This window comes from Lactiplantibacillus xiangfangensis (assembly GCF_001438845.1).
In the GTDB taxonomy this organism is placed as follows: Bacteria; Bacillota; Bacilli; order Lactobacillales; family Lactobacillaceae; genus Lactiplantibacillus; species Lactiplantibacillus xiangfangensis.
In genome coordinates, this window is the sequence record NZ_JQCL01000015.1 from 40,970 (window position 1) to 54,836 (window position 13,867).

Consider the following 13,867-nt stretch of genomic DNA (forward strand, 5'->3'; position numbering starts at 1 on the left):
TTAATCAACTAAAAGGATTGCATGCTCCAAAATTACCGTCAATATTTTTAAACTAGTGATAAGCTTAGTTTAAGACTACCTAAAGTTAGTCTAGGGGGGATGTTATCATGTCACAGTCGCGCCATAATGCATGGTTCGCTATTTTATTAATTATTTTAGTTCCGGGATTGTTTTTGCTAGTTCCTTTGCTCACTAGCCGAGTCGTCTCCGTCACTTATTCTGGCATCGTTCAAGATTTGGTCATCTTGGTCGCCATCGGGATCCTTAACCACTATCTATTCAAGATGCCCATCAATTGGTGGCACGCCCAGCACGGTTGGAAACAGGCCCTAGCTTGCTTACCAGCCATCATCATCTTACTCGTGCCTAAAATTCCTAGTGTTTTAAAGTTAGGTCAACTGACTTTCAATCCCATGATTTTCTTTTACGCCGGCTATATCCTATTAATTGGGGTTACGGAAGAATATATCTACCGCGGGGTTTTACTTCCGCTATTAGCCAAGGCCCTGCCGGGAAGAACACTACTGGTCATTATCCTCGACAGTTTAGCCTTTGGTAGTATGCACCTCATTAACCTCACCGGACTGAATCTAAGCTACGTCCTGCCACAAATGCTACTGGCCGCCATAACGGGACTATTACTTTGTGGCGTTTATCTCAAAACCAAAAATCTCATTTGGCCAATTTTGATCCACGCGCTTAGCGATATAAACATGATTGCTTCATTCATGTACCACACGCACAATCGCACCGGCCTAGCTATTCCACGGACAATTTCGTTGGGAGTATCAGCAATTGCTATCATCCTATTTATCCTCGTTGCGGGATTTGTTTATTGGCAAACCCGTCACCTTAACCTCAACAAGCAATTCGCTGATTAATCGGCAGTCAAATTAAACAGATAAAAATTAGCGCCATAAAGCCAAATTTGGTTTTATAACGCTAATTTTTATCCATTTCCGCACGAGTCCATTTCAAATGCGACTTCAGGTCTTTCAACCTTTAACTAACAAAAAAACCGAGCAACCATCAGTCGTAATGACGGTAGTTGCTCGGTACTTTTTGCAGTTAATTAATACTTAATGGCTGCCATGATCTTGCCTTCATCACCGCTAAAGTCAATGATTTGGCGTTTCAGGTTGGCCGTCCATGCTTGGCAACCCGCCGCAGCTAATTGCTTAACGGCGTCAGCTAAGCTCAATTTGCCGGCAACATAACTGGTTGCCACCTTTTCAACCGTGGCCGCGTCTTCTTCACGCGCCACTGAGGTATTTAAGCCGTTAGTCCGGCGTTCAACGATATAACCATTTTCACCGAAGTACGCGGTAGAACCAGTCAGTACGTCGTATTGAAAATGTTGAACACCAAGGTCAGATTCCTTTTTAGCAATCGTTGCAAAGTCCGCGTGGTCACCTAAGTCACTGAGCATTTCATCAATTTCAGTTAATTTAAACATCATGACACCCCTTCAAATTTTACTTACATCACCATTGTAATCCAAATTAGCTTATTTGGCTGGTAACGGATAGAAAATCCGCATGAGACCCATGTAAATCAGCCCAATTAGGATCATATCAATAAAGGTCGCACCAGTGACGTTCGCTACAAAAGCGATATGCTTAATAGCGATATAGAGTCCAACACCAAGTCCCCAACAAATCAGAGCGATGAGGTTGAACCCGTGAAAATACCAATATTGACCCTTAGAACTAGCCAGTTCGTTTACATCGTAATGCTGATGATGACGCCAATAATAATCGACTAACATCACACTGATCATTGGTCCTAGGACCATCCCGATGTAATCAAGAAAAACCGTAAAGGCCGCCAAGAAGCTGCCCATTACTAATGGAATCAAAGTGACGAGGGTCGCTATAATCGTTACGGCCCACAGTGCCGGCCGCAACCGAATCTTCGGAAAAATATTGGAGAGTGCAGAACCCGCAGCTAGCAAATTAACTGCGTTAGCCGTCATACTCGTCAAGACGATTACTAATAACGCCAGCACCCCTAATCCTAAGCGACTAGCAATCGTACTTGGGTCAGAGTTATTTGGATCATAAGTTCCGGCAGTAATTGCGATACTGATGGTCGCTGCCAGTCCAATAAAGGCAAACCAGAATACCCCGGTAAACGCTCCTAAGAACGGCATCCGCGTTGCACCCGAGCGTTTACCCGTGAACCGGGTAAAATCGGCCCCAGCGGTCACCCAGGCAAGGTTGAACGCCGCTAACGTGTCCATCCCGGCACCCGCTGTCATGTGAAAGCGCACTGGCGCGTGCCAATTAAGCATGTCATGAATCGTAACGGTCTTAAATACCACGACCGTTTCCCATAAAACAAACAGGATCACTAAAATAATTCCAATTCGCTCAATCATCTGAACGGAGCGTTGCCCAACCGACACACTCAGCAGGTGCAGGACGCTCATCACAATAATTCCGATGATGATCCCCTTGGCACCACCGGGATGACCATAAACCGGCCACCCCACTAGGTCGTGCAGCAAGTAGCTGACCGATGTCGCCGCAATGAACGTGTTCACTGCGGTCCACCCAACGTACTGCGTTAAGTTAACAAACGACGGCACGTAACTGCCGCGAATCCCGAATGCGCCACGAATCAAACTCATCGTTGCCGCACCCGTCTTATAACCCATAAATCCAACTAACGATAAACATAAGTAAGATAGGGTAGAAGAAGCAATGATAACCTTTAACGCAGTGAGTAAACCACAGGCAGCTAACACGCCACCAACGTACCACGTTCCGTTATTAGCATTCGCCCCGATCCACGTGGCAAACATGTCCCAATTCGACATATGACGGTGTTTTTGCGCCACCACTTCAATTTGATACTTTGATTCCTGCTGCACACCGTTCACCCTCTCTACACAATGCTTCCCATTGTATTTTCATTAGGGAGAATGGTCAAGTTGATTTTACCCCGTTCGTCCATTGCATAACCCATTTATTCGCCGTAAGATAAAATCAGATTAAACTGATGAAGGAAGTGGCGCGTTTGAAAGGGCAAATAGAAGGCTGGCGACGGAACTTAGCCGTTCTCTGGCTAGGAACATTTATTGCGGGAATGGGCTTTTCCGAAGTCATGCCGTTCTTATCGCTATACGTTGGTCAAATGGGTGATTTCACTAAGGGTCAACTCACCATGTACAGCGGCTTAACGTACGCCGTGACTTTCTTTGTGATCGCCATCGTTTCACCGCTGTGGGGTAAACTAGCAGACCGGCGGGGACGTAAATTAATGCTCCTCCGTTCTTCACTAGGGATGGCCGTAGTCATTGGTTTGATGGGCTTCGTTCACAACGTCTGGATTCTCATCTTGCTCCGGTTCCTCCCGGGACTGTGTGCCGGATACATCCCCAACGCTAGTGCCTTAATCGCGACCGAGACGCCAAAGGAAAACAGCGGGACCGCAATTGGTATTTTGACTACCGGTTACGTCTCCGGTAACTTGATTGGCCCAATTCTCGGTGGGGTTTTAGCACAAGTCTTTTCCATTCGGTTTACGTTCATTATTACTGGGATCTTATTACTGATCGTCTTCGTTTTGAGTCTGACACTGGTCCACGAACATTACCAACCCAATCCAGCGGCCGTGGCCCAAAAAAATGGCAGTCTCTTGAGCCAGTTTAAGAATCCGACGTTAATCATTACCCTCCTAGTTTCAACCATGATTATTCAAATGGGGAATAACTCAATCACCCCAATTATCAGTCTCTACGTTCAACAATTGATGCACAACGTCGGTCCAATCACCGTCGTCGCTGGTATTTTAGCCGCATTACCCGGAATCTCAACGTTATTATCCGCCCCGCGCCTAGGTCAACTTGGCGATACCCGTGGGACTGATCGCATCTTAGTCTTTGGGTTTGTCTTTGCCATTCTGATGTATTTCCCACAAGGATTCGTCTCAAGCATTTGGACATTAGGCTTGCTGCGCTTCATGATTGGGATCTCAGATGGGGCACTTTTCCCAACGGTGCAAACCCTGTTATCGAAAAATACGCCCCAACATTTAACGGGAACGATCTTCAGTTGGAACCAATCCTTTCAGGCTATGGGCAGTATGCTCGGCTCACTACTCGGCGGGGTCATCTCAAACTGGTTTGACTACAGTGGCGTCTTCATCTTTACCGCTTTGTCACTCCTGCTAAACTTTATTGTCGTTTTGATTTTTATTCCTAGTATGCGCCATCCATTTGCCAAAAAAGCGTAATCTAATAGCGGATCTTCATCATGATTTTATCTGTCAGGGTGAAGATCCGCTATTTTAATTATTTAAATTATTATTGCATATATTTAGCCATGAACGCTGCAACCTTTTTTTCGTACAATTCAGGATGCAGGGTCATCGATTCCGCGTGCGCCGCATTTGGAACAACCCACAGTTGCTTATCCGGAACCGAAGTTGCCCGGTAATTTTCGTAAACCATCTTCGTAGGCACAAACTTATCACTGCCGCCATGAATAAAGAAGATGGGTAGCCGGTTCTTCTTTAACTGGGCAACTGAACTAGCTTCTAAAAAGTTAAAGTGGGCCTTAGCCCGTGCCACCCAACTGGCGGTATAAAGTAACGGAAATTTTGGTAAATGGTATAACTGTTTCAATTCATACCCCAGTTCATCACTGACACTGGTATAACCACAATCTTCAATAATGGCCTTCACTTGTGATGGTAATTTTTCACCACTCATCATCATGACCGTGGCACCACCCATGGAAACCCCAAATAAGCCAATTTGACTATTGGTCCCATTACGACGAATGACCTGCTTCGTCCACTTCACATAGTCCAAACGGTCCGGCCAACCAAAACCGTAGTAGTTTCCTTCACTCTGCCCGTTACCCCGATCATCTGGTGCCAGCACATTGTAACCTTGCCGGTGCCACAACCGAATATAACTAGCCATCTGTTCCTTATTTCCCATGTAACCGTGTGCGATGACGATTGTCTTGCTGGTTTTAGTTGATGCCGGGATATAGTCCGCGACCAACTTTAACTGATCGGTCGCCGACGTTTCGTGCCACGTCTGCTTAGTGACTCGTTTTAGCCAAGCTTGATTTTTTTGCAGCGTTTGATGACTCTTCTTAGAGCTATGGTGCAAAACTTTAGGTGTGGGTTCAAATGCAAAGTGGTATAAATAAAAGCTCCCACCCGCAACACCCAGTGTGACGACCGTACAGGCTGCGACGATCGCAATTAACCATTTCTTACGGGTTGTCATTTCTTTCAAATCCCCTCTATGTAAACTTAGCCTAATGTTTGAAGTGTTAGCAAGTGGGTACCGACCGTCCGTGCCGCCAGTTGAATCGTTCGTTCCGTCGAATCCGCTGGCTGGTTCAACGTATTTTCCCGCAAAACTCCTTCAAATGCGTGGCTAAACTGCTGGTACCTGAGCTTCACTTGCCGGGTATCGCGAATCGCTAAAATTGCTGACCCAATTTGGGACAACGCAAAGTCCGTTTTTAAAATGGACACGACCAAGACGGCAACCACGTGGTTACGGGTATAACGCCGCCCCGCGGGCCGACTGAAAAGGTGTTGCTTAACGTAACTATTGACCATCGTCTTAGTCACCAGTGGTAAGTCTAACGGCACCATCATCTGATTGACCAACTGTAATAACTGGTCGATATAAAGTGGCATGGTTGGTAAATCGTTCCAGCGGACGAGCTGAAACGTTGCTAATTGATTCTGATCAGTCATTTTAAAATCCTCCAAAGGCATGCTTTAATTTACCTTAATCTGAGTTCAAATTCAAGGAATACTAGTGTATTAATTATGTTATGTAGAATTATAATCTATTTAATTTTTAAGTAAAGTATGAGATGACTTGAAACCCTAGCCCCTTTTCGGATAAAATACGGTTACAATCTTAATTACTGCAGTCCAGAAAGGAAACTTCCCATGAACAACGTTTATTTAGCAGCTCCTTTTTTTGACGACGCGCAAAAACAACGCATTGAACAAGTTAAAGCTGCGTTAAAAGCCAACCCCACCGTCAATTCCGACGGTATCTTCATTCCTGAAGAACATCAATTTGAAGAAGAACCATTCGGTAGTCGTGCTTGGCAGCAATACGTCTACGCTTCCGATATGCGCCAGGTCCACAGAGCCGACATCGTGGTCGCAATTCTCGATTTTGATATGACCAGCGCCACCAACGAACCAGATTCTGGCACCATGTTTGAAGTCGGTGCGGCGGTCGCTGAAAAGACACCCGTCCTGATCGTTCAATTTGATGCCGACAAGGACCTTAACCTGATGATTTCACAAGGACTAACGGCCTACTTCGACGCCAGCAAAAACGGCTTAAAAGAACTCGCCACTTATGATTGTGACGACTTACGTTCCAAGCCCGCCAAACGGCCCGTATTTTAAGGGATTTTACTAAAAGCTGAACGATGTTACGTCGTTGCAGGTGGAATTGGGTATGACCAGCTAGTGCCGCTTCTACTGCTTCCTTAATTAAAGGTTCAGCCAGCTGACTTTTGGGTTCCTAAACGTCGTAATATGCATCGTACGGGGCTTAATGACCGATTATTAAAACAGGATCGACGTCAAATAGAGCGTGTATTTTCACGTTGGGTTAGTCCTTTTAATCCAGAAAAGGATCGTGCACACTTTGCAAAAGGATTTCAGGCAAGACTAGAGCAACGCTTGTTAGTAGATACCATAAATCAACTAGCACCAAGTGTAAGGGACTATATTATGGAGGTGTCATCATGCCTAAAACTATCAAATCAAGTCAGGATGATAAAGTCGTTTACGAAGCAACAGTCACCAGCAAAGGCCAAATCACTTTGCCTACAAAATTTCGACAAGCGAATGGTCTCACTCACGGCGACAAAGTTAAGCTTATCCAAGACACCGCTAGCGGAAATATCCAGCTCGAAATCAGCGCGCCAGAAGATAGCCTAACCTGGGACGAAATTCTGAAAGACATTCCAACTGAAGTCGTCCAATTCAACAAAGACGGCACCGTAAATGCTGAAAAATCTCCAAACTTCGCCGCCTGGATGAAAGAAGATGACGACGATTAACGAACATATCCTAATACAGTCTTCAGCTAAATAGCTAAGGCTGTTTTTTAGCTATACTAGGCTTCAAGGGAGTATTTTAGTAATGACTTATCCAGATAAATATCAAATGACTATTAAGCAGGCCAAATTTTTTGCACATAAAAACCTCGTGAATTTAATCTATGACAACTCAAAATTTGAAGGTACCCAAACAACCTTGCCACAAACCCAAACCATCGTTGATGGTATGAGTGTCGCTGGCGTTTCAACTGATGATGTCGTGACAATCGTTACTTTAAAACGTGCCTGGCAATTCGTCATTGCTAATGCACAACCGTATACCATCGAAATCAGCAATAAAATTAATGCGAAAGTTGCTGCGGCCGATTCTCTCGATCCCGGCAACTTTCGCACCGAAAACGTCAGCATTGATGGAACCGACTACGTCCCGCCAATTTTAAGTACTGAGGAAATCACAACAACGATTCAACAAATTTTATCACCAAAAGATGTTGCCTCTGAATCCATGACTGACAAGCTTTTGAAGCTACTACTAACCATGATGCGAAGCCAATTCTACTGGGATGGAAACAAACGAACGGCATTTTTGACAGTCAATTACTTAGCAATTAATGCTGGCATTGGTCTATTTAATGTCAGTGAGAACCAGCTACCAACTTTTAACACGTTACTTAGTCACTTTTATACGACTAACGAGCCGCACGAATTAATGGATTGGCTTTATCAGAATTGTATTTATGGATTAAAGCTTTAAATGATACTTCATTGACTAGAGTGGGACAAAAGTCGGTTAGCTTGCTAGTAGCATTAACGTGAAAATTGCGATTATTTCTGAGTTTGGGATAGTCGCTGAATCCCAATCACCTCGACACCTCATTACGTCAAAAAGAAAGTGCTACCTAAATGCGTAAAACATTTAGGTAGCACTTTCTAGAATTAAACTACTTTTTCAGTAGCCTCTCATTTCTGAGATACCCTTTTTGCATGCTAATCTATTCAACGACTTCCAATTGTGCGGCTCGTTGCCGACGTTGTTGCCACCGTTTATTAATTTCCAAGACAATGGTTGGGATGAAGACACCAGTTAGCGCAATCACCCAAGCAGACCATGGAAGCACTGCGAGGCTGAAGAACTGCCGCAGCGGTGGCACAACGGCGATGGCCAGTATCACTAAGATTCCTACGACTAGTCCCCGATTCAATAGTGGGTTACGTTTGAACGTTGCCCAGCTCATTGGCCGGCGATCTTTAATCGCGTAAATATCAATCATTGACCCGAGTGCTAACACTAAGAAGACCATCGTCATCCCAATTGACGCTTGGTTAGCGGCTAAGCCAAACCGGCCAATGGCGTAAATGCCTAACGTTAAAATCGTAAACGTTACGGCCCGGACAGCTAATCGTGACCCTAAGCCACGCGCTAAGATGCTTTCATCATTTGCCACCGGTGGCTGTTGCATGGCCAACGGTTCGCCCGGTTCCTGACTGATAAAGAAGCCCGGAATTCCATCAGCTAACACGTTAACAATTAGCAACTGTTCCGCTAGTAGCGGCGCACCCCAACCAAACAGGACAGCCCCGACCATCAAGAAGATTTGGGCAAAGTTAACCCCAACCAAGAACTCAACGGCTTTGATGATGTTTTGATAGACCGTGCGCCCTTCTTTAACGGCCGCAATAATGGTTGCAAAATTATCATCAGTCAAGACCATGTCGGCCGCTTCTTTAGAAACTTCCGTCCCGGTAATCCCCATGGCAATCCCGACGTCGGCGGCTTTCAGCGCCGGCGCGTCATTAACGCCATCCCCGGTCATCGCCACGGTCTTGCCAAGACTTTGCCACGCTTGGACGATGCGAATCTTGTCGCTTGGTGACACCCGTGCGTACACGGCAATCTGGTCAATTTGCGCCCGCAATTCATCATCTGAAAGGGCCCGTAGCTGTTCCCCGCTGATAGCCTTAAACGGCGCCGTTAAAATGCCAATTTCTTCTGCGATGGCACTGGCCGTCACTAAATGGTCCCCCGTAATCATGACCGGCATAATGCCAGCCTGCTTCGCAGCTTGAATAGCGGGGATGACTTCGGGACGCGGCGGATCAATCAACCCAACGAGTCCCGCTAAGTCTAAGTCCCGATTCAGGTTATCCCAATCATCGCTTGCCACCGTGCTTGGCACAATCTTATAACCGACCGCTAAGACCCGTAACGCGTCACGGCCAAAGGCATCGTGGGCTTGTTGGCCGGCCCGTAATCCGGGCGTACCTGCTTTAAATGGAAGCCGGTCCCACGCCCCCTTTACAATGACCAGTTGGCGGTCATCCGCTAACTGGTGAACCGTCGTCATCATCTTTTTAGTCGAGTCAAACGGGTCCTCTGAAAGTCGCGGGGTCTCAGCTTCTAACGTCTGGCGCGTCATTTGGTGCGCCGCCAACCAGCGAACTGCGGCTAACTCAGTCGCATCCCCGATGGCCTGTTCTTCACCATCGACCTGCGTGATTTCGGCATTCGTCGCTAACCCCAAGTACTTCATTAACGTCGTTCCAGCCGGTGAAAGCAGGTCACTCGCCGTTGCGGTCCCACTTTTAGGTGTCCAATACTTCGTAATCGTCATTTGATTTTGGGTCAGTGTGCCGGTTTTATCCGAAGCAATCACATCCACACTACCGATGGTTTCCACCGCGCTGACCCGCCGCATGATGGCGTTGCGGTCAGCCATCCGCCGCACACCGTGTGAGAGGCTGATTGTCACAATGATCGGCAAGGTTTCGGGAACGGCCGCGACCGCTAACGACACGCCAATCATTAAGCTGTCACCAATTCCTTGATTTTGAACCCAGACACTGAGGGCAAAAATAATCGCACCACCTAAAACGGCAAAAGTAGTTAGCCAGCTTGATAGCCGGTTTAACCGGCCTTGAAGTGGTGTTGCCCGTTGTTTAGTCTTATTTAACAGCCCCGCAATTTGGCCTAATTCAGTGCTCATTCCGGTAGTCAGGACTTGAATTAAGCCCGTTCCGGCAGTCACAGCGGTCCCAGCGTATACTTGTTGTTCTTCAGTAACTTCATCAGCAGCGTAAGCAACCTTTTCAACCGGGACGCTTTCACCGGTCAAGACGGCTTCATCAATCGCTAAGTTTGTCCCCGTTAAAACGAGTGCATCAGCAGGCACTTGGTCCCCAGCTTTTAGTACCACTAAGTCACCTGGCACAATTTCGGTAGCGGCAATCGTCTGAATCGTCCCGTTTCGTCGAACGTTAGCAGTCGGGAGACTCATTGATTTTAACGCGGCCAAGGACTTCTCCGCGGAGGCTTCCTGGTACAAACCAATCGCGACGTTAATCACTAAAATGGCGCCAATGACAATGGTTTTCGTCCACCCACCATTTTGGGCAAGGGCTAAATAGGTCGCCAGCCCAACTGCAAAGAGTAACACTAGTGAAGACACGTCACTCATATGTTGCCAAATTTTACGCCACAGTGGAACCGGTCGTGCGGCAACCAATTCGTTAGATCCGAATTGAGTCGTCCGTGACGCGATTTCCGCGGTTGTTAAACCGGAATCGGGGGTCTGTTTGAACGTCTTCTTGTCAAAATTCATAGCATACTCCTCCGTAATTCGATTATCGTTACAATATCCATCACCTTATGATAACGGATACATTTACCCAATCTGCGCCCAAACTATGAATAATATTTGAATCCGTACACCCGTGGCGCGCAGGCAAACCAGCTAGCAAGTCATTTTCTAGGAAAAATTCTATGGTTTACGTTCAGAAATAAGTTAAATGTGATGAATATTGTTATAATAGTAATCAAATACTAATTGGAGGCCCGGGTGCATGCAAATTAAATTAATCTCAACAAGTGACGTGCACGGTTATCTCGCACCGACGGATTATAGTCGGCGCGATCACGTCGCGCCCTTCAGTCTCAGTCGGGCTGCCACTTTAATTGCGCAACTGACCCAGCAAGACGACGACCAAGTGTGGCCAATCGTTATCGACAACGGTGATTACGTTCAGGGCTCACCGCTAACTTACTTTATCGCACGGCGACACCGGGCTCTCGCCCCACTATACTCGCAGTTGGCGAATTGTAACCACGTCGCTGCTGGGGTTCTCGGTAACCACGAATTCAACTACGGGCTTGATTACCTCGACCTGTGTGAATCCAGTCGTCATTACCCCATGCTGACCGCTAACATTCACGATGATCAGCAACGAACGTTATTTTCACAACCCTACACCATTCTCGAACGGTCGGGTGTCAAGGTTGCCATTTTAGGGCTAACCACTCAGTTCGTCAGTCGGTGGGAACAGCCTAAAAACATTGCCGGACTACACTTTGAAGACGTCGTCGAATGTGCAAAACGGTGGGTTCCAAAACTGCACGAACTCGCAGACGTTGTCGTCGTGGCTTACCACGGTGGCTTGGAACGCGATCCCCAAACGAACGCCCCCACGGAACGACTCAACGGTGAAAACCGGGGCTCAGCTTTGCTAGCAGAAGTGCCCGGAATCGATGCCATGATCACGGGACACCAACACCGCAAACTGGCCGTGACAATCAACGGCGTCCCAGTCACCCAACCAGGAATGAAGGGGGCTAACGTCGGCGTGATTACCTTAGACGTCGATGACCAACGCCAAATTATTCGGCGCAAACCTAACGTTATCAGTGTCAAAGAGACCCAACCGAACGCTGACCTAATGACACTTGTTTCACCAATTAACGAACGAATGGAAGATTGGTTAGACACGCCACTAGGGCAAATTAACGGCGATATGCTGGTACATAATCACTTAGATGCCCGCTTGCATAATCACCCGTACATCGACTTTATCAACCGCGTCGAGATGGCCGCCACCGGAACCGACATAGCGGCCACCGCCCTTTTTAACGATGACGTTCCCGGGTTACGACAACACGTGACCATGCGTGAAGTCATGAACAGTTACGTTTATCCAAATAAACTTGCCGTTGAAAAGATTACGGGTGCTGACTTGAAGCGCGCGCTTGAACGCTGTGCCAGTTATTTTCTATTGAAAAATGGCCGGGTCATCGTTAATCCTGAATTTTTAAAGCCTAAATTACGACACTACGTCTACGACATTTACAGTGGCATCGACTATACTTTCGATTTAACTAAGCCCATCGGACAACGACTCGTTCGGTTAGACTATCACGGTCAACCCGTCACGGATGACCAACCACTAACCGTCACGTTAAATCACTACCGCGCTGGTGGTGGGGGAAACTATCCGATGTATGGGACGGCTAAAATTGATCACCAGTTGCCGACCGACATGACGGTATTAATCGCAGACTATTTCGCTGAACATCCGGTTGTGACGGCAAACCAGCCGACCAACTTTAACGTTAAGTACTAATTCTTAAATGGTGGTTTATTGATAAACTAAGTCGGGTCGTCACTGATGGTATGCGGTCGTGGCCTAAGACCGGAAGTTCACCGGTCAAAAGCCACCTTCACGACAGATACTATCAGTGACAACCTCTTAGTATTCAACTAATTTTAAATCATCCACAATAGAAAAAGATCTTAGCGAAGGTGGGCAAAATTGGTGTGCAGTGTCGGCAACATCAGGCAGCGCTTCTTAGCTGGCTGATGTTGCGGGGCGATTCAGAGACGTGGGCTGTCAGCTCTGAATCGAGGTCACAGACCGAACCATGGCTGTGACCGACCCCACAGCACACCGGCTTTGCTCACCGAAGCGGCCATTAATGTTAAAACTAAAGGGACTAATTTTAAGTCTGATGGATTCATCAAACTCAAAATTAGTCCCTTTTTGATTAGATCAGTGTTTATCACTAGTCAGTTACTTTTAAAAATTAGAAATCTACCTTATCTGGATCATTGGCCAAACCAGCGACGCCGTGCATCCCGTCGATTGTCTTCATATCAGCATCGGTTAACTCGAAGTCAAACAATTCTGTATTTTGCGCAATGCGATCAGCATGTACTGATTTTGGCAATGGCAAGAAGCCGTGTTGTAAGGACCAGCGTAAAACGACCTGTGCAACACTCTTATGGTACTTATCAGCAATTGTCTTCAACTCTGGAATACCAAAGATCTTCCCAGTGCCAAGTGGACTGTAAGCTTCGGATAAAATTCCGTGTTCACGGTTATAAGCAACCACTTCGTCTTCCGTATCACTAGGGTTCAAGAAGATTTGGTTAACTGCGGGAATCACTTTAGCCGTCTTTAGCAAGGCATCCAAGTGCTTTGGCCGGAAGTTAGAAACACCAATTGCACGTGCTTTGCGATCAGCGTAAGCTTCTTCCATAGCCCGCCAAGTGTCCGCGTTTAATTGTTCCCAATTGTCACGCATGGCAGCTGGATTTGGCCAGTGAATCAAGTATAAGTCCACGTAGTCTAACCCTAACTTCTTCAAAGAGGTTTCCAAAGCTGCCTTGGCAGCTTCGTAACCGTGGTCCGCATTCCAAAGTTTAGTCGTGACGAATAGGTCTTCACGGGCAACGCCACTATCGGCGATAGCCTTACCAACGCTGTCTTCGTTACCATAGGCTGCGGCCGTATCAATGTGCCGGTAACCGGCCTTTAAAGCAGCCAGCACGGAATCGTATGCAACTTGACCATCGGGCGTTTGCCAAGTTCCAAAGCCAACAATGGGAATCTTTGTTCCGTTATTTAAACTATACGTATCGGTGAGTTTTGTTAAAGCAGTCATCAAAGTGCCTCCTAAGAATAGCGCTAAAAACAACGATGCGTTTTCAGTGCTTCATTAGGTTAATTCTACCCTGAAACTAGGGGGCGCC

Annotated in this window: 12 protein-coding genes and 1 pseudogene; 7 read left to right on the plus strand and 6 right to left on the minus strand. The window is 46.7% G+C overall.

Annotated elements, in window-relative coordinates; translation table 11 throughout:
• Nucleotides 1–107 precede the first annotated feature (107 nt).
• On the plus strand, nt 108–881 hold the full coding sequence (locus IV64_RS01890) for a CPBP family intramembrane glutamic endopeptidase (RefSeq protein WP_057705484.1): 774 nt from the start codon (nt 108–110) through the stop codon (nt 879–881).
• A gap of 191 nt (nt 882–1,072) precedes the next feature.
• Here the strand turns inward: IV64_RS01890 and IV64_RS01895 are convergent, their stop codons facing one another.
• Both IV64_RS01895 and IV64_RS01900 read right to left on the minus strand, forming a co-directional pair.
• Nucleotides 1,073–1,456: a DUF1398 family protein gene (locus tag IV64_RS01895; protein ID WP_057705485.1), complete on the minus strand. Its 384-nt coding sequence runs from the start codon at nt 1,454–1,456 to the stop codon at nt 1,073–1,075.
• Nucleotides 1,457–1,507: 51 nt separating this feature from the next.
• Nucleotides 1,508–2,875, minus strand: a complete 1,368-nt coding sequence (locus tag IV64_RS01900; protein ID WP_057705486.1) for a cytosine permease — start codon at nt 2,873–2,875, stop codon at nt 1,508–1,510.
• Nucleotides 2,876–3,021: 146 nt separating this feature from the next.
• Between IV64_RS01900 and IV64_RS01905 the strand changes: the two genes are divergently transcribed.
• Nucleotides 3,022–4,239, plus strand: coding sequence for an MFS transporter (locus IV64_RS01905; RefSeq protein WP_157060977.1), 1,218 nt, complete (start codon nt 3,022–3,024; stop codon nt 4,237–4,239).
• Nucleotides 4,240–4,309: 70 nt separating this feature from the next.
• On the opposite strand, the gene IV64_RS01910 is transcribed toward IV64_RS01905, so the two are convergent.
• Complete coding sequence (locus IV64_RS01910; protein WP_057705488.1) at nt 4,310–5,248, minus strand: alpha/beta hydrolase; 939 nt, start codon at nt 5,246–5,248, stop codon at nt 4,310–4,312.
• A gap of 26 nt (nt 5,249–5,274) precedes the next feature.
• The gene (locus IV64_RS01915; RefSeq protein ID WP_057705489.1) at nt 5,275–5,730 is read right to left on the minus strand and encodes a DUF1836 domain-containing protein; all 456 of its coding nucleotides are present in this window, start codon (nt 5,728–5,730) and stop codon (nt 5,275–5,277) included.
• A gap of 201 nt (nt 5,731–5,931) precedes the next feature.
• On the opposite strand from IV64_RS01915, the gene IV64_RS01920 reads away from it, so the two are divergent.
• From IV64_RS01920 to IV64_RS01930, 4 genes and pseudogenes are all read left to right on the plus strand, one after another.
• Nucleotides 5,932–6,405 carry a nucleoside 2-deoxyribosyltransferase gene (locus IV64_RS01920; protein WP_057705490.1) on the plus strand — a complete coding sequence of 158 codons (474 nt, stop codon included), beginning with the start codon at nt 5,932–5,934 and terminating at the stop codon, nt 6,403–6,405.
• 87 nt (nt 6,406–6,492) lie between these two features.
• Nucleotides 6,493–6,711 (plus strand): annotated as a pseudogene (locus IV64_RS14825) (IS982 family transposase); the annotation flags it as partial.
• Between the two features lie 38 nt (nt 6,712–6,749).
• On the plus strand, nt 6,750–7,067 hold the full coding sequence (locus IV64_RS01925) for an AbrB/MazE/SpoVT family DNA-binding domain-containing protein (protein ID WP_057705491.1): 318 nt from the start codon (nt 6,750–6,752) through the stop codon (nt 7,065–7,067).
• Between the two features lie 82 nt (nt 7,068–7,149).
• Nucleotides 7,150–7,821 carry a Fic family protein gene (locus IV64_RS01930; protein ID WP_057705492.1) on the plus strand — a complete coding sequence of 224 codons (672 nt, stop codon included), beginning with the start codon at nt 7,150–7,152 and terminating at the stop codon, nt 7,819–7,821.
• A 238-nt stretch (nt 7,822–8,059) separates the two neighbouring features.
• Here IV64_RS01930 and IV64_RS01935 read toward each other — a convergent pair whose 3' ends face one another.
• A complete protein-coding gene (locus tag IV64_RS01935) occupies nt 8,060–10,666 on the minus strand; it encodes a cation-translocating P-type ATPase (protein WP_057705493.1) in 2,607 nt (868 codons plus the stop codon).
• Nucleotides 10,667–10,907: 241 nt separating this feature from the next.
• Between IV64_RS01935 and IV64_RS01940 the strand changes: the two genes are divergently transcribed.
• Nucleotides 10,908–12,458, plus strand: coding sequence for a bifunctional metallophosphatase/5'-nucleotidase (locus IV64_RS01940; RefSeq protein WP_057705494.1), 1,551 nt, complete (start codon nt 10,908–10,910; stop codon nt 12,456–12,458).
• 460 nt (nt 12,459–12,918) lie between these two features.
• Here the strand turns inward: IV64_RS01940 and IV64_RS01945 are convergent, their stop codons facing one another.
• Nucleotides 12,919–13,779 (minus strand): aldo/keto reductase, encoded by an 861-nt coding sequence (locus IV64_RS01945; RefSeq protein ID WP_057705495.1) that lies wholly within the window; start codon nt 13,777–13,779, stop codon nt 12,919–12,921.
• Between the last annotated feature and the right edge of the window lie 88 nt (nt 13,780–13,867).